Origin of the sequence: Streptococcus sp. 5905 (genome assembly GCF_013276505.1) — a bacterium.
Classification (GTDB): Bacteria; Bacillota; Bacilli; order Lactobacillales; family Streptococcaceae; genus Streptococcus.
This window is the reverse complement of the sequence record NZ_VMLC01000003.1, coordinates 334778-357562: the sequence shown is the minus strand read 5'-3', so window position 1 is coordinate 357562 and position 22785 is coordinate 334778. Positions and strand designations below refer to the sequence as shown.

Here is a 22785-nt window from a genome sequence, read left to right as displayed (position 1 = left end):
AGAAGGAATGCTAAGTATGAGAAAAAAAACAATTGGTGAGGTTCTGCGTTTAGCCAGAATTAATCAGGGATTGAGTATAGAAGAACTGCAGACAAAAACTGATATTCAGATGAATTTATTAGAAGCTATGGAGGCAGATGATTTTGATCAACTCCCTAGTACCTTCTACGCTCGTTCTTTTTTGAGAAAATATGCTTGGGCAGTTGAATTGGATGAACGAATTATTTTGGATGCCTATGATTCAGGTAGTATGATCACTTATGAAGAGGTAGATGTCGATGAAGAAGACTTGTCTGGTCGCAGACGATCAAATAAGAAAAAAACGTCTTATCTCCCCTTGTTTTATTTCGTTCTATTTGCTTTGTCGATTTTAATTTTTGTGACTTATTATGTTTGGAATTATATCCAGACTCAACCAACGCGTCCTTCTTCGCCTAATTATAGTGTCGTTAGCTCAACTAGTTCCACAACCTCATCTAGTTCATCTTCTAGTAGTCAGACGTCTAGCCCATCTTCTACTACGGAATCAACTATTACAGTGTCAGGCGAAGGAAACCGCATTGAAGCTCGCTATAAAACGAGTAAGGAAACAGCTACGGTTCAGCTGGCAGTTTCGGATGTAACTAGCTGGGTTAGTGTTTCAGGAAGCGAGCTGGAAGGTGGTGTGACCTTGTCATCAGACAATAGAAACGCAAAAACAACAGTTTCGACGAAAGAACCTGTGACTATTACTTTGGGTGTAGTGAAGGGAGTTACTTTAACTGTGGACAATCAAACGATCGACACCTCGAAGCTGACAACTCAGACTGGAACTGTAACACTTACATTCACTACAGACTAAGGAAGAAACAATGAAAAAAGAACAAATCCCTAATGTATTAACAATTGGTAGAATTCTCTTTATACCTCTCTTTATTCTTATTTTGACTTTTGGCCATTCACAAGGCAGTCACCTGCTGGCAGCAATCATCTTTGCAGTTGCTAGTATAACGGATTATCTCGATGGCTATCTTGCTCGAAAATGGAATGTAGTCAGCAACTTTGGAAAGTTTGCAGATCCGATGGCCGATAAGCTGTTGGTTATGTCAGCTTTTATCATGTTGATTGAGTTAGGTATGGCTCCAGCTTGGGTTGTTGCTATTATCATCTGTCGTGAACTTGCGGTGACAGGCTTGCGTTTGTTGCTTGTTGAGACGGGAGGGACAGTTCTAGCAGCAGCGATGCCAGGGAAAATTAAGACCTTTAGTCAAATGTTTGCCATTATCTTTTTGCTCTTACATTGGAATTTAATTGGGCAACTGTTGCTTTATATCGCTTTGTTTTTCACTATCTACTCTGGTTATGATTATTTCAAGGGTAGCGCTCATGTATTCAAAGGGACATTTGGTTCGAAATGAAATCAATTATTGAAGTAAAAGATCTGTCTTTTCGTTATAAGGAAGACCAAGATTATTATGATGTTAATAATGTCTCGTTTCACGTGAAACGGGGAGAATGGCTTTCGATTGTAGGCCATAATGGGAGTGGGAAATCGACAACTATCCGTTTGATTGATGGCTTGCTTGAAGCAGAGTCTGGGGAAATCTGGATAGATGGCCAATTGCTGTCCTCTGAGAATGTTTGGGACTTGCGTCGTCAAATTGGTATGGTTTTTCAAAATCCAGATAACCAATTTGTAGGGGCGACTGTTGAAGATGATGTTGCCTTTGGCCTAGAAAATCAGGGACTTCCTCGTGAAGAAATGAAAAAGAGAGTGGCTGAATCTTTGGAGTTGGTAGGTATGCTGGACTTTAAGAAGAGAGAACCAGCTCGTTTGTCTGGTGGACAAAAACAACGGGTGGCTATTGCAGGAGTTGTTGCCTTGAGACCAGCTATTTTGATTCTGGACGAGGCTACAAGTATGTTGGATCCTGAGGGACGCAGAGAACTGATTCAGACAGTTCAAGAGATTCGAAAATACCACCAGATGACAGTCGTCTCCATTACGCACGATTTGGAAGAAGTTGCGATGAGTGATCGTGTCTTGGTCATGAAAAAAGGCCAAGTGGAGTCAACCAGCAACCCAAGAGAACTTTTTTCTCGGGATGACCTTGACCAGATAGGGTTAGATGAGCCTTTTACTAATCAATTGAGAGAATCTTTGAGAGAGACTGGTTATCAGTTGCCGGATGGATATTTGACAGAAGGAGAGCTAGAGGACAAGTTATGGGAATTACTCTAGAAAATGTGAGCTTTACCTATCAAGAGGGGACACCCCTATCTTCATCAGCCTTGACTGATGTTTCTTTGACGATTGAGGATAATTCCTATACAGCTTTAGTAGGACACACGGGTAGTGGGAAGTCAACGATTTTACAGCTTTTAAATGGCCTATTGCTACCAAGTAAGGGTTCTGTTCGAGTTCTCGATACCGTCATTACCCCTACATCAACAAATAAAGAAATTCGCCAGATTCGAAAGCAGGTTGGTCTAGTGTTTCAATTTGCTGAAAATCAGATTTTTGAAGAGACTGTTTTGAAAGATGTTGCATTTGGACCGCAAAATTTTGGAGTTTCTGAGGAAGAGGCCAAGAAAATTGCGCGTGAAAAGTTAGCCTTGGTAGGCATCGATGAGTCACTCTTTGAGCGCAGTCCTTTTGAACTTTCGGGTGGCCAGATGAGACGTGTGGCTATAGCGGGTATGCTAGCCATGGAGCCAACTGTCTTGGTTTTGGATGAGCCGACAGCAGGGCTAGATCCTCTGGGCAGAAAAGAATTGATGACCCTGTTTAAAAAACTTCACCTTTCTGGAATGACAATTGTTCTGGTAACGCATTTGATGGATGATGTAGCTGAGTATGCTGATCAGGTTTACGTTATGGAAAAGGGGAGCTTAGTCAAAAGTGGTAAACCGAGCGAAGTTTTCCAAGATGTAGCCTTTATGGAAAATGTGCAGTTAGGTGTGCCTAAAATCACAGCCTTTTGCAAACGTTTGGCAGATAGAGGTATAGCTTTTAAAAAACTGCCAATCAAGATAGAGGAGTTTAAGGAGTCGCTAAATGGATAGTATGATTTTAGGACGTTATATACCAGGGGATTCCATCATTCATCGCTTGGATCCACGTAGTAAATTGCTTGCCATGATCCTGCTGATTTTGATTGTATTTTGGGCCAATAATCCCCTCGCTAATCTCATTCTGTTTGTAGCGACAGGTATATTTATCGCTTTGTCGGGCGTCTCCCTCTCATTTTTCATTCAGGGATTAAAATCCATGTTCTTCCTGATTGCTTTTACAACTCTTTTTCAGCTCTTTTTCATTTCAAGTGGAAATGTCCTATTTGAGTTTTCTTTTATAAGAATAACGGATTATGCGTTGCAACAAGCTGGAATCATTTTCTGTCGTTTTGTGTTGATTATTTTCTTTTCAACTTTGCTAACCTTAACGACCATGCCTTTGAGTCTGGCAGCTGCAGTTGAAGCTCTTTTAGCACCGCTGAAACGCGTGAAAGTTCCCGTTCATGAAATTGGTCTCATGTTATCAATGAGTTTGCGTTTTGTTCCAACCTTGATGGATGACACAACGAGGATTATGAATGCTCAAAAAGCCCGTGGAGTTGACTTTGGCGAAGGTAGCATCGTTCAAAAAGTAAAGGCTATGATTCCGATTTTAATTCCTCTTTTTGCTACGAGCTTAAAGCGTGCAGATTCATTGGCAATAGCCATGGAAGCGCGTGGTTATCAGGGAGGAAAGGGTAGAAGTCAGTATAGACAATTGAGATGGAGTCAAAAGGATACACTGGCGATTCTTGTGATTCTGGTGCTGGGATGTCTCTTATTTTTCTTAAAATCTTAGTGGATTCGTAAGATTGATAAAAAATCACAGTAGTAGATCTTTAGTAAAAAGGTAGGAATATGAACCGTTTTAAAAAATCAAAATATCTAATCATCGTTTTTGTCACAGTTCTGGCAGTTTCTGTACTATTGGTAACAACCTATTCAAGCGCTATTGTGACGAAACTAGGAGATGGGATTTCCTTAGTAGATAGAATTGTTCAAAAACCTTTTCAGTGGTTTGATGCTTTCAAATCGGATTTGGGCCATTTGACGCAGACTTACAATGAAAACGAGAGTCTAAAAAAACAACTCTATCAATTAGAGGTGGAGTCTAATCAATCAGAACGTTTAAAAACAGAAAATGAACAACTACGTCAGTTGCTAGAGATGAAGTCAAAATTACAGGCTACAAAAACCCTAGCAGCAGATGTGATTATGCGTGCTCCAGTATCTTGGAAGCAAGAGTTAACAATTGATGTAGGAAGTTTAAAAGGAGCTTCTGAAAATATGTTGGCCATTGCAAACGGGGGCTTGGTTGGTAGTGTTTCAAAGGTGGAAGATCATTCAACAACTGTCAATCTTTTAACCAACGCTGAAAACACGGATAAGATCTCTGTTAAAATCCAACATGGTTCTACTGAAATTTACGGAATTATCGTTGGTTATGACAAGGAATCTGAACTGCTTAAAATCAGTCAATTAAATAGTAATAGTGACATCAGTGCTGGAGACAAGGTGACTACAGGTGGGCTAGGAAACTTTAATGTCAAAGATATTCCTGTTGGAGAAATTGTTGGTACAACGCACAGCAGTGACTATCTAACACGAGAGGTAACTGTAAAGTTAAGTGCTGATATCAAAGATCTTCATGTGGTAGAGTTAGTGGGGAATTAGCAATGAGATTGTTAAAACAAATTGGTATTTTCTTTTTACTCCCTTTTGTTGTGCTAATTGATGCTCATATTGGACAACTGGTGGGATCCTTTTTCCCCCACTTTCATTTAGCCAGTCATTTTCTGTTTTTGTTTCTCTTATTTGAGACAATCGAAGTATCGGAATATCTCTACCTAGCCTATTGTTTTATAGTGGGTTTGGTTTATGATATCTATTTTTTCCACTTGATTGGAATTGCCACGCTTTTGTTTATCTTGATAGGTGCTTCGCTCCACAAGTTTAACAGCGTGATTTTGACAAATCGTTGGACAAGGATGTTGACCATTATTGTGATCAGTTTTCTGTTTGATATGGGGAGCTATCTTTTGGCTCTTGCCGTAGGACTGACTGTAGATTCCATGCCGGTATTCATCGTCTATAGCCTTGTCCCATCAATGATTCTGAACTTCTTATGGATTGTCATTTTTCAATTTATTTTTGAAAAGATTTATCTATAAGAAAGAAATATAAATGTAACAAAGGCGTAATATTTATTATGTCTTTTTTTGGTATACTAGTAATGTCTCAAATAGAAGGAGTATCGACAGAATATGAAGAAAAAAATCTTAGCGTCACTTTTGTTAAGTACAGTATTGGTCTCACAAACGGCAGTATTGACAACTGTTCGTGCAGAAACAACTGATGAAAAAATTGCTGCTCAAGATAGTAAGATTAGTGATTTGACAGCGCAACAGCAAGAAGCTCAAAAGCAAGTGGATCAAATCCAAGGTCAAGTTTCAACAATTCAAGCAGAGCAAGCAAGCTTGCAAGCCGAAAACGAAAAATTACAAGCTGAATCTAAAAAACTTGAAGGAGAAATTACAGAGCTTTCTAAAAATATCGTGGCTCGTAATGCTTCTTTAGAAAAACAAGCACGTAGCGCACAAACAAATGGAGCTGCGACTAGCTACATTAATACAATTGTAAACTCAAAATCAATCACAGAAGCCATTTCGCGTGTTGCTGCAATGAGCGAGATTGTATCAGCTAACAACAAAATGTTGGAGCAACAAAAGGCTGATAAAAAAGCAATTTCTGATAAACAAGTAGCCAATAATGAAGCAATCAATACAGTTATTGCTAACCAACAAAAACTGGCTGATGATGCGCAGGCATTGACAACTAAGCAAGCTGAGCTGAAGGTTGCAGAGTTGAACCTTGCTGCTGAGAAAGCTACTGCAGAAGGTGAAAAAGCTAGTTTGCTAGAACAAAAAGCAACTGCAGAAGCAGAAGCGAAAGCAGCAGCTGAAGCAGAAGCAGCTTACAAAGCTCGTCAAACAAGCCAACAACAATCAGTAGTTGCTTCAGGAAATACAAGCTTCTCAGCTCAAGTACAAGCGACATCAACATCTGATGATGAGGATTCAAGCTACACTCCAGCACCTGCGCCAGCGCCTGCTAGACAACGTCCAACTTACAGCTCAAATGCTTCAAGTTATCCAACTGGTGAATGTACTTGGGGAGCTAAAACATTGGCACCTTGGGCTGGAGATTACTGGGGCAACGGAGCTCAGTGGGCAACAAGTGCAGCTGCAGCAGGATTCCGTACAGGTTCGACTCCACAAGTTGGTGCGATTGCATGTTGGAATGATGGTGGTTATGGACACGTAGCGGTTGTTACAGCAGTTTCATCATCAACTCGTATTCAAGTATCAGAATCAAACTACGGTGGAGATCGTACAATCGGAAACAAACGTGGATGGTTCAACCCAACTACAACTTCTGAAGGTTACGTAACATACATCTATCCAAACTAATGAACCAAATAAAGAGGCTCGATTTGAGTCTCTTTTCATTTTTTAGTTTTAAGTTAGACTAAAAACTAGCAAAATCACTTGAAAATGTTGATAAAATATGGTAGAATGAAACTTGTCGTGTAAACGATAATACTCATTCTTGATGAATTGTGAAACTGTTGCTCTCGGGTCGTTTTGCAAGTTGAAATCGAGAAGAGGAAAAAACAAAAAGGAGAAATACTCATGGCAGTAATTTCAATGAAACAACTTCTTGAGGCTGGTGTACACTTTGGTCACCAAACTCGTCGCTGGAACCCTAAGATGGCTAAGTACATCTTCACTGAGCGTAACGGAATCCACGTTATCGACTTGCAACAAACTGTAAAATACGCTGACCAAGCATACGACTTCATGCGTGATGCAGCTGCAAACGATGCAGTTGTATTGTTCGTTGGTACTAAGAAACAAGCTGCTGACGCTGTTAAAGAAGAAGCAGAACGTTCAGGTCAATACTACATCAACCACCGTTGGTTGGGTGGAACTCTTACTAACTGGGGAACAATCCAAAAACGTATCGCTCGTTTGAAAGAAATTAAACGTATGGAAGAAGAAGGAATCTTTGATGTTCTTCCTAAGAAAGAAGTTGCACTTCTCAACAAACAACGTGCACGTCTTGAAAAATTCTTGGGTGGTATCGAAGACATGCCTCGTATCCCAGATGTAATGTACGTAGTTGACCCACATAAAGAGCAAATCGCTGTTAAAGAAGCTAAAAAATTGGGTATCCCAGTTGTAGCGATGGTTGACACAAACACCGATCCAGACGATATCGATGTAATCATCCCAGCTAACGATGACGCTATCCGCGCTGTTAAATTGATCACAGCTAAATTGGCTGACGCTATCATCGAAGGACGTCAAGGAGAGGACGCAGCAGCAGTTGAAGCAGAATTTGCAGCTTCAGAAGCTCAAGCAGACTCAATCGAAGAAATCGTTGAAGTTGTAGAAGGCGACAACGCTTAATTCATATAAATAGTAATTACCTAGGAGGGCGGGGCGTAGCCCGGCTCTCCTATTTTTAAAAAATATAGGAGAATCAAAATGGCAGAAATTACAGCTAAACTTGTAAAAGAGTTGCGTGAAAAATCTGGTGCCGGTGTTATGGACGCTAAAAAAGCGCTTGTAGAAACAGAAGGCGACATCGAAAAAGCGATTGAATTGCTTCGTGAAAAAGGTATGGCGAAAGCAGCTAAGAAAGCTGACCGCGTTGCAGCAGAAGGTTTGACTGGCGTATTTGTTAACGGTAACGTTGCAGCCGTAGTTGAAGTAAATGCTGAAACTGACTTCGTTGCGAAAAATGCTCAATTTGTTGACTTGGTAAATGCTACTGCGAAAGTAATCGCTGAAGGAAAACCAGCTAACAACGAAGAAGCTCTTGCTTTGACAATGCCTTCAGGTGAAACTCTTGAAGCTGCATATGTATCTGCAACAGCAACTATCGGAGAAAAAATCTCATTCCGTCGTTTTGCTTTGATTGAAAAAACAGATGCACAACACTTTGGAGCTTACCAACACAACGGTGGCCGTATCGGTGTTATCTCAGTTATCGAAGGTGGAGACGAAGCTCTTGCTAAACAAATCTCAATGCACATCGCAGCGATGAAACCAACAGTTCTTTCATACAAAGAATTGGACGCTCAATTCGTTAAAGATGAGTTGGCACAATTGAACCACGTAATCGACCAAGATAACGAAAGCCGTGCAATGGTTGGTAAACCAGCTCTTCCACACTTGAAGTATGGATCAAAAGCTCAATTGACTGATGAAGTAATTGCTCAAGCTGAAGCTGATATCAAAGCTGAATTGGCTGCAGAAGGCAAACCAGAAAAAATCTGGGACAAAATCATTCCAGGTAAAATGGATCGCTTCATGCTTGACAACACTAAAGTTGACCAAGCTTACACACTTCTTGCGCAAGTTTACATCATGGACGACAGCAAGACAGTTGAAGCATACCTTGCTTCAGTTAACGCTTCAGTAGTTGAGTTCGCTCGCTTTGAAGTTGGTGAAGGTATTGAGAAAGCTGCGAACGACTTCGAAGCTGAAGTTGCAGCTACAATGGCAGCAGCCTTGAATAACTAATGATAAAAGAGGAAGCAATTTGCTTCCTTTTTCTGTTGTTGTCGAGGACTTAGGGGTTTCTTTAAATTGAACAAAGAAAAAGCCCTATAATAAGGGCTAAGTGCATTTAGGAGACTACACTTCAAATTCATAGAGTGCTGTAGACAAATAACGTTCGCCGTTATCTGGTGCTAAAGCAAGGACTTTCTTACCTGTACCTAATTTTTTGGCAACTTCAATTGCTCCATAAATTGCTGCAGCTGAGGAAATCCCAACAAGGAAGCCTTCTTTTCCACCAATCTCACGGCCAAGTGTGAGTGCATCATCTGACGTTACGCGGACGATACCATCATAGGACTTTGTATCAAGTGTATCAGGAATAAATCCAGCTGAGATACCTTGAATTTTGTGAGGTCCAGGTTTTTCACCAGATAAGATAGCAGACTCATCAGCTTCAACCGCAAAAACTTGAATGTTTGGATTGACAGCTTTTAGTGCATGAGAAACACCTGAAATCGTTCCACCAGTACCAACACCACCCACAAAAGCATCTAGTCCATCAGAACCAAAAGCAGCCAGTATTTCAGCTCCTGTTGTTCTTTCGTGTACTTCTGGATTAGCTGGATTATTAAATTGGAGTGGAAGGAAGCCGTCACGTTCAGCAGCGATTTCCTGAGCTTTGGCAATAGCCCCTTTCATTCCTTCGCTACCAGGAGTGAGGACGAGTTCAGCACCATAGGCTTGGATAATCTTGCGTCGTTCCACGCTCATCGTTTCAGGCATGACGATAACAACTTTATATCCTTTAGCGGCACCAACCCATGAAAGACCGATACCAGTGTTTCCACTCGTTGCTTCAATAATGGTAGCACCCGGTTTTAGAATACCATCTTGTTCCGCTTTTTCAATCATGCTAAGAGCAATACGGTCTTTGACTGAGGATCCTGGGTTAAAGGCTTCTAGTTTAACATAGACGTCTGCAACACCCTCTGGAACAATGTTGTTGAGTTTAACAATCGGTGTTTGTCCAATAAGTTCAGTGATATTATTATAAATAGTCATAGATATACCTCTTTGTATAAGATGATACTAGTATAACGCGCCCTAAGCTATTTGTAAAATATAGAAATCCTATCGAAGTGATAGGATTTTTTTATATCAAGCATCTAAGCTGTGAATCTGCGAATAAATTTAGTAGGTACGATCTATATTTTTTTATTTACACTAAGTTTACAGGAACTTCAACTTCTCGTAAACCTTGATCAGTTAAAGTGATTTTTCCATTAAAAAACTCCACAAGAGCAGCTTTGATATTTTCTTTCTCTTCCTTATCAACATAAATCATTGTATCAACTTGATCTGTAAAGTTTGTATCCAGCTCCATGAGATTATGTTCTTTAAGGAAGTTACTGTACTCTTGGTATTGAGCGTAGGACATCTGAATGGCTATACCAGCCTGCTCTTTGATTTCAATAATGCCAATTTCTTTGACAGCCAAGGCCACACTACCTGCATAAGCGCGAATCAAACCGCCAGCGCCTAACTTAATTCCCCCAAAGTAGCGAGTAACCACTACGCAGACATTAGTAAGATTATGATTTTCTAAGACACCGAGCATAGGGACTCCAGCAGTACCACTAGGCTCACCATCATCACTCGTACGCTTGATTTCACTTCGTTCCCCTACAATAAAAGCTGAGCAGTTATGGGTAGCTTTGTAGTGTTCTTTTTTGATGGCAGTGATGAAATCACGCGCCTCTTCTTCACTATAGATACGCTTTGCATGACAGATAAAGCGGGATTTTTTGATTTCTTCTTGGACTTGCCCGTCCTCTTTAATTGTTCTAAATTCCATGATTTAATTGTACTAAAAAAACACCTAAAGCGCTAGATTTTTACGAATAAAGAAGTATGAAAGTAAATCCAAATTATCTCGGTCGCTTGTTTACTGAGAAAGAATTAACTAAAGAAGAATGTCAGATGGCCGTGAAACTGCCAGCAATGAGAAAAGAGAAGGGAAAACTTTTCTGTCAACGGTGTAATAGTAGCATTCTAGAAGAATGGTATTTGCCTATTGACGCTTACTATTGTAGGGAGTGCTTGCTGATGAAGCGAGTTAGGAGTGATCAAGCTTTATACTATTTTCCACAGGAGGATTTTCCGAAACAAGATGTTCTCAAATGGCGTGGCCAGTTAACCCCTTTTCAGGAGAAGGTGTCAGAGGGATTGATTCGAGCAGTTGAAAGGAGAGAACCTACCTTAGTTCATGCTGTGACAGGTGCTGGAAAGACAGAAATGATTTATCAAGTTGTGGCCAAAGTGATTGATGGTGGTGGTGCAGTATGTTTGGCCAGCCCTCGCATAGACGTTTGTTTGGAACTGTATAGGCGCCTGCAGAATGACTTTGCTTGTGAGATAGCACTACTTCATGGCGAATCAGAGCCCTATTTTCGGACTCCCTTAGTGGTTGCAACGACGCATCAGTTATTAAAATTCTATCATGCCTTTGATTTGTTGATAGTAGATGAAGTAGATGCCTTTCCTTATGTTGACAACTCTATGCTTTACTACGCTGTAAACCAATGTGTAAAGGAGGATGGTCTGAGAATCTTTTTAACAGCGACATCTACAGATGAGTTAGATAAGAAGGTTCGCACTGGAGAATTAAAACGATTAAGCTTGCCAAGACGATTTCATGGAAATCCATTGATTATTCCAAAGCCAGTTTGGTTATCGGATTTTAATCGTTATTTAGATAAGAGTCAGTTGTCACCTAAGTTAAAGAGCTCCATTGAGAAGCAGAGAAGAACAGGTTATCCATTGTTAATCTTTGCATCAGAAATTAAAAAAGGCGAGAAACTAAAAGAAATATTGCAGGAACAGTTTCCAAATGAAAATATCGGCTTTGTTTCCTCTGTCACAGAAAATCGATTAGAGCAGGTGCAAGCTTTTCGAGATGGAGAGTTGACGATACTTATCAGTACGACAATTTTAGAGCGTGGAGTTACCTTCCCTTGTGTGGATGTTTTCGTTGTAGAAGCTAATCATCGTCTCTTTACCAAGTCTAGCTTGATTCAGATTGGAGGGCGAGTTGGGCGTAGTATGGACAGACCAACTGGTGAGTTGCTCTTCTTTCATGATGGATTAAATACTTCGATCAAAAAGGCAATCAAGGAAATCAAGCAGATGAACAAGGAGGCGGGATTATGAATTGTTTATTATGTGGCAAGTCAATAAAGAGTGACTTGACATTTAGTCACCTCTTACTGTTTAAGAATGAGCACAACTATCTTTGCTCAGCTTGTGATTCTACTTTTGAGAAGATATGTGAGGATCATTGTCCAAACTGCATGAAAAGAGGGTTGTCAACCACGTGTCAAGATTGTAAACTTTGGTGTGAAGATGGGATTCAAGTTGATCATAAAGCAATCTTCACCTATAATCAAGCTATGAAAGACTTCTTTAGTCGATATAAGTTTGATGGGGATTTTCTGCTTAGAAAGGTTTTTACTCCTGTACTTGCGGATGAGTTGAAAAAGTATAGAGACTATGAATTTGTGGTAATTCCCCTAAGTCCTGAAAGATTGCTTGAGAGGGGATTTAATCAGGTTGAAGGTTTGGTTGAGGCAGCAGGATTTTCCTTTCAAGATTTACTAGGGAAAAGAGAAGAGAAGGCTAGTTCTTCTAAGAATCGCTCAGAACGATTAGCTACTGAAATTCCCTTTTATATTAAAACGGAAGCCCCTCTTCCTAAGAAGATTTTGGTTATTGATGACATCTATACGACAGGGGCGACTATCAATCGTGTGAAGCGACTTTTTGAAGAGGCAGGTGTTTTGGAAGTCAAAACTTTTTCTCTTGTAAGATAAGGAAAAAATTTGCAAAATGAAAATGAAAGCGTTATAATATAGTTAGAAAAATAAAAATGTTTAGAAAGAAGGTACTTATATGATTAAATATAGTATCCGTGGTGAAAACCTAGAAGTAACAGAAGCAATTCGCAATTATGTAGTTTCTAAACTCGAAAAGATCGAAAAATATTTTCAACCTGAACAAGAGTTGGATGCACGTGTCAACTTGAAAGTTTACCGTGAAAAAACAGCAAAAGTTGAAGTAACAATTCCACTTGGATCAATTACCCTTCGTGCAGAAGATATTTCTCAAGATATGTATGGTTCTATCGATCTTGTAACAGATAAAATTGAACGCCAGATTCGAAAAAATAAAACAAAAATCGAACGCAAGAATAAAAATAAGGTTGCAACAAGCCAACTCTTTACAGATGCTCTAGTTGAAGATGCAAATGTTGTGCAGCCAAAAGTGGTTCGTTCAAAACAAATTGATTTAAAACCAATGGATTTGGAAGAAGCTCTTCTTCAAATGGACTTGTTGGGACATGATTTCTTTATCTATGTAGATGTAGAAGATCAAACAACAAATGTTTTGTATCGCCGCGAAGATGGTGAAGTTGGTTTGCTAGAAGTTAAGGAATCATAAGATCTTGACAACTATGTAAAAGTGGTTTACACAATTGTAAACCACTTTTGTATTGCACCATTATAAGAGGTATAAATGGAGGTAGTTATGAGAGACGTGGTGATTGTTTCGGCAGTGCGGACTCCTATAGGCTCCTTTGGAGGAAGCTTGAAGAATGTTTCAGCTGTTGATTTGGGATCTTTGGTAATTAAGAGTGCTTTGGAAAAAGCCAATATTAAACCAGAGCAAGTAGACGAAGTGATTATGGGGAATGTCCTTGGCGCTGGTTTAGGACAAAATGTGGCTCGCCAAATGAGCATTCATGCGGGACTTTCTGAGTTTACACCAGCCTTTACCATCAATAAGGTTTGTGGTTCTGGGTTGAAGGCAGTGCAGTTGGCTGCTCAAGCGATTCGATGTGGCGATGCAGATATTATCGTAGCTGGTGGCGCAGAAAACATGAGTCAGGCACCATATGTTTTGCCAAGTTTCCGTTGGGGTGGCCGTATGGGCGATTCGAAAGTGGTAGACACCATGATTAAGGACGGTTTGTCTGATGCTTTTAACGAATACCATATGGGGATTACAGCTGAGAATGTGGCTGAAGAATATGGTATTAGCCGAGATGAACAAGATGCTCTTGCTTTGGAATCACAAAAACGAGCAGTGGCGGCTATAGAATCTGGACGCTTTAAGAAAGAGATTGTTCCAGTGGTCATTCCTCAACGCAAAGGTGATCCTATTGTCTTTGATACAGATGAATTTCCTAGAAAAGATGCCAGCTTGGAGAGCTTGTCTAAGCTAGGTCCTGTTTTCAAAAAAGACGGTTCTGTTACAGCGGGAAATGCCTCAGGCATCAATGATGGGGCAGCAGCAGTCCTAATCATGAGTGCTGAAAAAGCTGAAGAATTAGGATTGCCAGTGATTGTCCGCATTCGTTCGTATGCAAGTGCAGGTTTGGATCCTAAGATGATGGGATGTGGGCCGATTTATGCAACTCGCAAGGCTCTTGAAAAAGGTAATTTGACAGTTGATGATCTCGACTTGATCGAGTCAAATGAAGCTTTTGCTGCCCAGACTTGTGCAGTCGGTAAAACTCTAGGCTTCAACACAGATATTGTCAATGTCAATGGTGGCGCGATTGCTCTCGGTCACCCAATTGGAGCTTCAGGCTGTCGTATCTTAGTGACTCTGGTACATGAGATGATGAAACGTGATGCTAAAACTGGTTTAGCAACTCTCTGTATCGGGGGAGGGATGGGAACAGCCCTCATCGTTGAACGTTAGATGGTAGTAATCTTAGTGCAGGAGGATAATGAGCTTATTCTCCTTTTTGCATTAAAACCATAAAAAAATCAATAAGGAAAAGGAGGCTTACCACTTTTTAAAGGTCGCTTTTTAAGGGCATTTGTGATATAATAATGCGCAAGAGGTTTAGAATGAAAAAAAATAATTTAACCCCGATTTCTGCGGTTCTACTAGGGATTGCAACTTTCGGAACCTTAACAATGCTGATTATTTTTTCACAAAATAATGTTGTAACAATCAGTGCCTTGTTTTTATTTGTACTTCTTTATCTGCTTTTATTCGTTTGGCAAAAAAAACAGTATGAAAAGAGCGAAATTGAACAAATCCAATATGTAAATCACCAAGCGGAAGATAGCTTGAACACGTTGCTCGATCAAATGCCAGTTGGTGTTCTGAAATTAGACTTATCTAGTGGCGAAGTCGAATGGTTTAATCCTTATGCTGAGTTGATTTTGACGACTGAAGAAGGCGAAATTGATGTTGACTTGATTCAAACCATTATCAAGGCTTCTGTGGGGAACCCTGGTTCTTATGCTACCTTGGGCGAAACACGATATGCTGTTCATATGGATAAGGCCTCAGGTGTCCTGTATTTCTTTGACGTTTCAGGGGAATACGAAGCAACTGTCGAATTGGTCACCAGTCGACCAGTGATTGGGGTTATCTCGGTAGACAACTACGATGATCTAGAAGATGCAACCTCCGACTCCGATATTAGTCATATCAATAGCTTTGTGGCAAATTTTGTTTCAGAATTTGCTAGTAAGTATGCTATGTTTTCTCGGCGTGTGGGGATGGACCGCTTTTATTTATTTACTGATTACACAGTTCTTGAGGGCTTGATGAATGATAAATTCTCTGTGATTGATGCCTTTCGTGAAGAGGCAAAACAGAGACAGCTGCCATTGACCTTGAGCATGGGCTTTTCTTATGGTGATGGAAATCATGATGAGATAGGGAAAGTTGCTTTAAGAAACTTGAACTTAGCTGAGGTTCGTGGTGGGGACCAGGTGGTTGTCAAGGAAAATGATGAAACCAAGAACCCAGTCTACTTTGGTGGTGGTTCCGCAGCCTCTGTTAAGAGAACAAGAACACGTACCAGAGCAATGATGACAGCTATTTCAGATAAAATTAGAAGTGTAGACCAAGTCTTTGTAGTCGGGCACAAGAATCTGGATATGGACGCTTTAGGTTCTGCAGTTGGCATGCAGTTGTTTGCAAGCAATATTACAGAAGACAGTTATGCAGTCTACGATGCAGAACAAATGTCGCCAGACATTGAGCGCGCCGTCAACTTCTTGGAAAAAGAGGGTGTCACTAAGCTCTTGCCTCTGGCTGATGCGATGAGATTGGTCACCAAGCGCTCTTTGCTGATTTTAGTGGATCATTCCAAGACGGCTTTGACCTTGTCGAAAGATTTTTACGAACTGTTCACTCAAACCATTGTCATTGACCATCATAGACGTGATCAGGATTTTCCAGAGAATGCAGTCATCACCTATATCGAAAGTGGGGCAAGTAGTGCCAGTGAGTTGGTCACAGAATTGATTCAGTTCCAAAATTCTAAGAAGAATCGTTTGAGTCGTATGCAGGCCAGTGTTTTGATGGCTGGTATGATGCTGGACACCAAGAATTTTACATCTCGAGTGACGAGTCGAACTTTTGATGTGGCTAGCTACCTCCGAACACGTGGAAGTGATAGTATTGCTATCCAGGAAATTGCTGCGACAGATTTTGAAGAGTACCGTGAGGTAAATGAACTCATTTTACAAGGTCGTAAGCTAGGTTCAGATATCTTGATCGCCCAAGCTAAGGACACAACCACTTATGACACAGTTGTTATCAGTAAGGCTGCCGATGCTATGTTGGCCATGTCTGGCATTGAGGCTAGTTTCGTTCTGGCAAAAAATACACAAGGATTCATCTCTATCTCGGCTCGAAGCCGTAGTAAAATCAATGTGCAACGGATTATGGAAGAACTGGGCGGTGGTGGTCACTTTAACCTAGCTGCTGCGCAGATTAAGGATATGAGTCTATCAGAAGTTGGAGAAAAATTGACTCAACTTATTTTGGATGAACTAAAGGAAAAGGAGAAAGAAGAATGAAAGTAATCTTTTTAGCAGATGTCAAAGGAAAAGGGAAAAAAGGCGAAATCAAGGAAGTGCCAACTGGCTATGCTCAAAACTTCCTGATTAAAAAGAATTTGGCCAAGGAAGCGACTGCTCAGGCAATCGGTGAATTGCGTGGAAAACAAAAATCAGAGGAAAAGGCTCATGCAGAGATGTTAGCAGAGGCAAGAGAAATCAAAGCCAAGCTTGAAGCAGAAGAAACGGTTGTAGAGTTTGTTGAAAAGGTTGGACCAGATGGCCGTACCTTTGGCTCAATCACCAATAAGAAGATTGCAGAAGAACTGCAAAAGCAATTTGGAATTAATATTGACAAGCGTCATATTCAAGTAAAGGCACCAATTCGAGCAGTAGGTTTGATTGATGTACCAGTGAAAATCTACCAAGATGTTACAAGCGTCATCAATCTTCGTGTAAAAGAAGGTTAAGTTTACAACTTATTGACAAGATTGTAAAAGGAAGGAAAGTCGGATGGCAGAAGTAGAGGAACTGCGAGTTCAACCTCAGGATATTTTGGCCGAACAATCTGTTTTGGGGGCTATTTTTATAGATGAGAGCAAGCTCGTTTTTGTCCGAGAATACATTGATTCTCGAGACTTCTTTAAGTATGCTCATCGGTTGATTTTCCAAGCGATGGTAGACTTGTCGGATCGTGGAGAGGCGATTGATGCGACGACAGTTCGAACGATTTTGGATAGCCAAGGGGATCTCCAAAATATTGGTGGCTTGTCCTATCTTGTTGAAATTGTCAACTCTGTACCAACTTCAGCTAACGCGGAGTATTATGCTAAAATCGTTGCAGAAAAGGCTATGCTACGTCGCTTGATTTCCAAGTTGACAGACTCTGTCAACCAAGCCTATGAGGCTTCTAAGCCTGTAGATGAAATCATTGCTCAAGCTGAAAAGGGACTCATTGATGTTAGCGAAAATGCCAATCGTAGTGGTTTCAAGAACATCCGTGATATTCTAAATATCAACTTTGGGAACCTAGAAGTTCGGTCACAACAAACAACGGATATCACTGGTATTGCAACGGGCTACCGTGATTTGGACCATATGACGACAGGTCTCCATGAGGAGGAACTGATTATTATCGCAGCTCGTCCTGCGGTCGGTAAAACAGCCTTTGCCTTGAACATTGCTCAGAACATCGGGACTAAGTTGGACAAGACTGTAGCTATCTTTTCACTGGAAATGGGTGCGGAAAGTCTAGTAGATCGTATGTTGGCGGCCGAAGGCTTGGTGGAGTCCCATTCTATCCGTACGGGTCAATTGACTGATGAGGAATGGCAAAAGTATACCATTGCCCAAGGGAATCTGGCCAACGCGAGTATCTATATCGATGATACACCAGGGATTCGAATCACGGAAATTCGTTCGCGCTCACGCAAACTGGCTCAAGAAACAGGCAATCTAGGCTTGATTTTGATCGACTACCTACAGCTTATTACAGGGACTGGTCGTGAGAACCGCCAACAAGAAGTTTCTGAAATTTCTCGTCAGTTGAAAATTCTAGCTAAGGAATTGAAAGTTCCAGTCATTGCTCTTAGTCAGTTATCTCGTGGAGTGGAACAGCGTCAGGATAAGAGACCAGTCTTGTCTGATATTCGTGAATCGGGTTCTATCGAGCAGGATGCAGATATCGTAGCCTTTCTATACCGTGACGACTACTACGATCGTGCGGGTGAAGAAGAGGAAGGAATTCCAAATAACAAGGTAGAGGTTATCATCGAGAAAAACCGTAGTGGAGCTCGTGGAACGGTGGAATTGATTTTCCAAAAAGAATACAATAAATTTTCAAGTATCTCAAAGAGGGAGGCATAAGATGTCAGATGCATTTACAGATGTAGCCAAGATGAAAAAAATCAAAGAAGAAATCAAGGCGCATGAGGGACAAGTCGTTGAAATGACTTTGGAGAATGGCCGTAAGCGCCAAAAAAATAGATTGGGTAAACTAATTGAGGTTTATCCATCTCTATTTATCGTTGAATTTGGGGATGTTGAAGGAGACAAACAAGCCAATGTCTATGTTGAATCCTTTACCTACTCAGATATCTTGACAGAGAAGAATTTGATTCGCTATCTAGACCAAGAATCCTAAAATGAAGTGGGTTTTGCTCACTTTTTTCTTTTTTCCCGAATAGTATAAAGGAGGGTAACCTCGGAAATTTATATTATATAAGGAGAATGAATGACGTTTTTAAAATCAGGAGTTAAGAAGAGTAGATATACGCAGTTGGGTGTAGGATTGGCTACATTGTTGGTTACGAGTGCTTTTTTGTTTGGTGGGGAATCGGTTCAGGCCGATAGTGTAGCGCGTGGAGATGACTACCCGCTTCACTACAAAAATGGTAGTGTTGAAATCGATCAGTGGCGGATGTATTCTCGCCAGTGTACGTCTTTTGCGGCCTTTCGTTTGAGTAGTGTGAATGGCTTTGAGATCCCGCCTGCTTATGGAAATGCAAATGAATGGGGACATCGTGCAAGGCGAGAAGGCTACCGTGTGGATAGCAAACCTGAAATTGGTTCAATTTCTTGGTCGACAGAAGGTTATTATGGGCATGTGGCCTGGGTATCAAATGTATCAGGGGATACGATTGAGATTGAAGAGTATAACTATGGAGTTAGGGAGAAATACAATCGTCGCAGCGTAAAAGCTAGCTCTATGACAGGCTTTATCCATTTTAAGGACTTGGTAGGGAATGGTGGTAGAACTGGAAATCCTATCAGGTCAGGGTTGGCGTCTAGTGGGACTCACACGTTTACTCAAAAGTCTGCCATTCGAAACCAGCCGTCAAGTACAGCGCAAGTTATCGACTACTACTATCCTGGTGAAAATGTTAGCTACGATCAAATCGTAGAAAAGGACGGTTATAAGTGGCTTAGTTACCTGTCCTATAGTGGAATGAGGAGATACGTCCAGTATATGGAAACAGAACCGGTGGAGAATGGTTGGAAGAAGCAAAACGGTATTTGGAATTACCGTGAGAATGGGAAACTCGCAACTGGTTGGAAGAAAATAAATGGCAGTTGGTATCACTTCAAAGAAAACGGGACTATGTCAACAGGTTGGGTAAAGGATGGCTCGCATTGGTACTATCTAAAGACATCAGGGGAGATGCAGACAGGATGGCTCAAGGAAAATGGAACATGGTATTATTTGGAGAGTTCAGGGGCTATGAAGTCTAGTCAGTGGTTCCAAGTAGGAGGAAAGTATTACTACGTCAATGCTTCAGGGGCTTTAGCAGTGAATACCACTGTGGATGGCTATCGAGTGGATAGTAATGGAGCTAGAATCTAGAAAGAATATAAAAAAGAGGACTTCACTACCATTTGCCTATTCTTTCCTATGGTATTTTTCCCCTCTTTCCTTTATAATGGGTGTATGGACAAGAAAAAATTATTATTAATTGATGGATCTTCTGTTGCCTTTCGAGCTTTTTTCGCGCTCTATCAGCAGCTGGATAGGTTTAAAAATGCTAATGGTCTTCATACCAATGCAATCTATGGCTTTCAACTCATGTTGAATCATGTCTTAGAGCGGGTTGAGCCCAGTCATGTTTTGGTAGCCTTTGATGCAGGTAAGACGACTTTTCGAACAGAGATGTATGCAGACTACAAGGGTGGCCGTGCTAAAACTCCAGATGAGTTTCGTGAGCAATTTCCCTTCATTCGTGAGTTGTTAGACCATCTTGGGATTCGCCATTATGAGTTGCCCCAGTATGAAGCGGATGATATCATCGGGACCTTAGGTCGTTTGGCTGAGAAGGATTTTTTTGATGTGACAATCGTTAGCGGAGATAAGGATTTGATCCAGTTGACGGACGAGCATACGGTGGTCGAGATTTCCAAGAAAGGTGTGGCTGAGTTTGAGGCCTTTACACCAGATTACCTTATGGAAAAGATGGGCATTACCCCAGCTCAGTTTATTGATCTTAAGGCTCTTATGGGGGATAAGTCTGATAATATCCCTGGTGTTACTAAGATTGGTGAAAAGACGGGTATCAAGCTCTTGCTAGAACACGGTTCGCTTGAGGGAATTTATGAAAATATCGATGGGATGAAGGCATCTAAGATGAAGGAAAATCTCATCAACGATAAGGAACAAGCCTTCCTGTCTAAAACCTTGGCGACTATTGAGACTCAGGCACCAATTGAGATTGGCCTTGATGATTTGCGCTATAGTGGTCCAGATGTGGAAAATCTCGGAAAATTCTACGATGAGATGGGCTTCAAACAGCTCAAGCAAGCTTTAAATGTTTCATCAACGGATGCGCCTGAAAGTTTGGATTTCACTATCGTTGACCACGTCAGCCAAGACATGCTGAGTGCTGACTCTATCTTCCACTTTGAGCTTTTTGGTGAGAATTACCATACAGATGACTTGGTTGGTTTTGCATGGTCTTGTGGGGATAAACTTTATGCTACAGATAAACTTGAGCTCTTGCAGGAGCCGATTCTCAAGGAATTTCTAGAAAAAACACCTCTGAGAGTTTATGACTTTAAGAAGGCTAAAGTTCTCTTGCATCGTTTTGGTGTGGATTTGCAGGCCCCTGCTTTTGACAGCCGTTTGGCCAAGTACCTTCTCTCTACTGTCGAGAATAATGAAATTTCAACCATTGCGAGTCTTTATGGTCAAACTTACATGATCGATGATGAGACCTTCTACGGTAAGGGGGTCAAGAAAACCATCCCTGAGAGAGAGAGATTCTTGGAGCATTTGGCTCGCAAGGTTGCTGTATTGGTTGAGACCGAACCTATTTTATTTGAAAAACTCAGTGAACATGGACAGTTAGATCTCCTCTATGACATGGAGCAGCCTCTGGCCTTTGTCCTTGCCAAGATGGAAATCGCTGGAATTACGGTCAAGAAAGAGACCTTGCTTGAGATGCAGGCTGAAAATGAACTTGTCATTGAAAAGCTAACTCAGGAGATTTATGAACTGGCTGGTGAGGAGTTTAATATCAACTCGCCTAAACAGTTGGGCGCGCTTCTCTTTGAAAAGCTCGGTCTTCCTCTAGAATACACCAAGAAAACCAAGACAGGTTACTCAACAGCCGTGGATGTGCTAGAGCGTCTAGCTCCTATTGCGCCGATCGTGAAGAAAATCCTAGACTACCGTCAGATTGCTAAGATTCAATCTACCTATGTGGTCGGTTTACAGGACTGGATTTTAGATGATGGCAAGATTCACACGCGCTATGTGCAGGATTTGACCCAGACCGGGCGTTTGTCTAGTGTGGATCCAAACCTCCAAAATATCCCTGTGCGTTTGGAACAAGGCCGCCTCATTCGTAAGGCTTTTGTGCCAGAGTGGGAGGATAGTGTACTACTCAGTTCGGACTATTCACAGATTGAGTTGCGAGTTTTGGCGCATATCTCTAAGGATGAGCACTTAATCAAAGCCTTCCAAGAGGGAGCTGATATCCATACCTCGACAGCCATGCGTGTCTTTGGAATTGAACGTCCTGAGGATGTGACTCCAAACGACCGTCGCAATGCCAAGGCTGTCAACTTTGGAGTGGTTTACGGGATTTCAGATTTTGGCTTGGCAAACAATCTTGGTATTAGTCGTAAGAAGGCCAAAGCCTACATTGATACCTATTTTGAACGTTTTCCTGGGATTAAAAACTATATGGAAGAAGTGGTACGTGAGGCACGTGATAAGGGATATGTAGAGACCCTCTTCAAGCGTCGTCGAGAGCTACCAGATATCAATTCGCGCAACTTTAACATTCGTGGTTTTGCGGAGCGGACAGCCATTAACTCCCCTATCCAGGGATCGGCGGCGGATATTCTCAAAATTGCTATGATTCAGCTAGACAAAGCTCTAGTTGAAGGTGGCTATCAGACCAAGATGCTCTTGCAAGTGCACGATGAAATCGTCCTTGAGGTTCCGAAATCAGAACTAGCAGCCGTTAAAGCTCTAGTGAAACAAACCATGGAAGAAGCCATCCAGCTCAGTGTTCCCCTCATTGCAGATGAAAATGAAGGAGCAACCTGGTACGAGGCTAAATAAGAAAGTTAAGAAAGAGTTTGGAGCAATTGGCTTCAAATTCTTTTTCATGGTTTTCTGTAAACAGTTTCCTTGACTTTTCCTTGTATTTGCGTTACTATATCTCCATATAAGATACGGGAGTCTGTGTACAGTCTGAGAGGAAGTGTTAAACTTCGACCGCACCTGATCTGGGTAATGCCAGCGTAGGGAAGGATACTTAGTCGAATTCTGCACCTTTTCCGTATATATGGTAAAGGTTTTTCTTTTTGTCAAA

The 22785-nt window shown here is 41.2% G+C and carries 22 protein-coding genes and 1 riboswitch; of the genes, 20 read left to right on the top strand and 2 right to left on the bottom strand.

What is annotated here, in order from left to right:
- Positions 1-16 precede the first annotated feature (16 nt).
- From rodZ to tsf, 10 genes are all read left to right on the top strand, one after another.
- Positions 17-841, top strand: coding sequence for a cytoskeleton protein RodZ (rodZ, locus tag HT680_RS07345; protein WP_173259329.1), 825 nt, complete (start codon positions 17-19; stop codon positions 839-841).
- A gap of 10 nt (positions 842-851) precedes the next feature.
- A complete protein-coding gene (gene pgsA, locus HT680_RS07340; RefSeq protein WP_000712144.1) occupies positions 852-1397 on the top strand; it encodes a CDP-diacylglycerol--glycerol-3-phosphate 3-phosphatidyltransferase in 546 nt (181 codons plus the stop codon).
- A complete protein-coding gene (locus HT680_RS07335) occupies positions 1394-2221 on the top strand; it encodes an energy-coupling factor ABC transporter ATP-binding protein (protein WP_000835734.1) in 828 nt (275 codons plus the stop codon). Before pgsA ends, HT680_RS07335 begins: the two co-directional genes overlap by 4 nt.
- Entirely contained in the window at positions 2206-3045 is an 840-nt protein-coding gene (locus tag HT680_RS07330; RefSeq protein ID WP_000513214.1) for an energy-coupling factor transporter ATPase, read from the top strand. The genes HT680_RS07335 and HT680_RS07330 overlap by 16 nt, the downstream gene beginning before the upstream one ends.
- Positions 3038-3832 carry an energy-coupling factor transporter transmembrane protein EcfT gene (locus HT680_RS07325; protein ID WP_000377875.1) on the top strand — a complete coding sequence of 265 codons (795 nt, stop codon included), beginning with the start codon at positions 3038-3040 and terminating at the stop codon, positions 3830-3832. The genes HT680_RS07330 and HT680_RS07325 overlap by 8 nt, the downstream gene beginning before the upstream one ends.
- A 59-nt stretch (positions 3833-3891) precedes the next feature.
- Positions 3892-4707: a rod shape-determining protein MreC gene (gene mreC / locus HT680_RS07320; RefSeq protein ID WP_001078966.1), complete on the top strand. Its 816-nt coding sequence runs from the start codon at positions 3892-3894 to the stop codon at positions 4705-4707.
- A gap of 2 nt (positions 4708-4709) precedes the next feature.
- Positions 4710-5204: a rod shape-determining protein MreD gene (gene mreD, locus HT680_RS07315; RefSeq protein ID WP_001237918.1), complete on the top strand. Its 495-nt coding sequence runs from the start codon at positions 4710-4712 to the stop codon at positions 5202-5204.
- Positions 5205-5297: 93 nt separating this feature from the next.
- Complete coding sequence (locus HT680_RS07310; RefSeq protein WP_173259327.1) at positions 5298-6503, top strand: CHAP domain-containing protein; 1206 nt, start codon at positions 5298-5300, stop codon at positions 6501-6503.
- Between the two features lie 222 nt (positions 6504-6725).
- Positions 6726-7505 (top strand): 30S ribosomal protein S2, encoded by a 780-nt coding sequence (gene rpsB, locus HT680_RS07305; RefSeq protein WP_000268475.1) that lies wholly within the window; start codon positions 6726-6728, stop codon positions 7503-7505.
- A gap of 78 nt (positions 7506-7583) precedes the next feature.
- On the top strand, positions 7584-8624 hold the full coding sequence (tsf, locus tag HT680_RS07300; protein WP_173259325.1) for a translation elongation factor Ts: 1041 nt from the start codon (positions 7584-7586) through the stop codon (positions 8622-8624).
- 114 nt (positions 8625-8738) lie between these two features.
- On the opposite strand, the gene cysK is transcribed toward tsf, so the two are convergent.
- Positions 8739-9665: a cysteine synthase A gene (gene cysK / locus HT680_RS07295; RefSeq protein WP_173259322.1), complete on the bottom strand. Its 927-nt coding sequence runs from the start codon at positions 9663-9665 to the stop codon at positions 8739-8741.
- A 157-nt stretch (positions 9666-9822) separates the two neighbouring features.
- Positions 9823-10458, bottom strand: a complete 636-nt coding sequence (locus HT680_RS07290) for a YigZ family protein (protein ID WP_173259320.1) — start codon at positions 10456-10458, stop codon at positions 9823-9825.
- A 56-nt stretch (positions 10459-10514) separates the two neighbouring features.
- On the opposite strand from HT680_RS07290, the gene HT680_RS07285 reads away from it, so the two are divergent.
- The 10 genes from HT680_RS07285 (at position 10515) to polA (ending at position 22532) form a co-directional block, all read left to right on the top strand.
- The gene (locus HT680_RS07285) at positions 10515-11813 is read left to right on the top strand and encodes a DEAD/DEAH box helicase (RefSeq protein ID WP_173259318.1); all 1299 of its coding nucleotides are present in this window, start codon (positions 10515-10517) and stop codon (positions 11811-11813) included.
- Entirely contained in the window at positions 11810-12472 is a 663-nt protein-coding gene (locus HT680_RS07280; protein WP_173259316.1) for a ComF family protein, read from the top strand. The genes HT680_RS07285 and HT680_RS07280 overlap by 4 nt, the downstream gene beginning before the upstream one ends.
- A 79-nt stretch (positions 12473-12551) precedes the next feature.
- The gene (raiA, locus tag HT680_RS07275) at positions 12552-13100 is read left to right on the top strand and encodes a ribosome-associated translation inhibitor RaiA (protein ID WP_000599119.1); all 549 of its coding nucleotides are present in this window, start codon (positions 12552-12554) and stop codon (positions 13098-13100) included.
- Positions 13101-13187: 87 nt separating this feature from the next.
- Positions 13188-14366: an acetyl-CoA C-acetyltransferase gene (locus tag HT680_RS07270; RefSeq protein ID WP_173259382.1), complete on the top strand. Its 1179-nt coding sequence runs from the start codon at positions 13188-13190 to the stop codon at positions 14364-14366.
- A 152-nt stretch (positions 14367-14518) separates the two neighbouring features.
- The gene (locus HT680_RS07265) at positions 14519-16492 is read left to right on the top strand and encodes a DHH family phosphoesterase (RefSeq protein ID WP_173259314.1); all 1974 of its coding nucleotides are present in this window, start codon (positions 14519-14521) and stop codon (positions 16490-16492) included.
- Positions 16489-16941 carry a 50S ribosomal protein L9 gene (gene rplI, locus HT680_RS07260; RefSeq protein ID WP_173259312.1) on the top strand — a complete coding sequence of 151 codons (453 nt, stop codon included), beginning with the start codon at positions 16489-16491 and terminating at the stop codon, positions 16939-16941. The genes HT680_RS07265 and rplI overlap by 4 nt, the downstream gene beginning before the upstream one ends.
- A 43-nt stretch (positions 16942-16984) precedes the next feature.
- Positions 16985-18337 (top strand): replicative DNA helicase, encoded by a 1353-nt coding sequence (gene dnaB / locus HT680_RS07255; RefSeq protein ID WP_000852473.1) that lies wholly within the window; start codon positions 16985-16987, stop codon positions 18335-18337.
- A gap of 1 nt (position 18338) precedes the next feature.
- The gene (locus tag HT680_RS07250; RefSeq protein WP_001278166.1) at positions 18339-18614 is read left to right on the top strand and encodes a Veg family protein; all 276 of its coding nucleotides are present in this window, start codon (positions 18339-18341) and stop codon (positions 18612-18614) included.
- 90 nt (positions 18615-18704) lie between these two features.
- Positions 18705-19814 (top strand): SH3 domain-containing protein, encoded by a 1110-nt coding sequence (locus HT680_RS07245; protein WP_173259310.1) that lies wholly within the window; start codon positions 18705-18707, stop codon positions 19812-19814.
- A gap of 84 nt (positions 19815-19898) precedes the next feature.
- Positions 19899-22532 (top strand): DNA polymerase I, encoded by a 2634-nt coding sequence (gene polA, locus HT680_RS07240; protein WP_173259308.1) that lies wholly within the window; start codon positions 19899-19901, stop codon positions 22530-22532.
- Positions 22533-22635: 103 nt separating this feature from the next.
- Positions 22636-22738, top strand: a riboswitch (TPP riboswitch).
- Positions 22739-22785 lie beyond the last annotated feature (47 nt).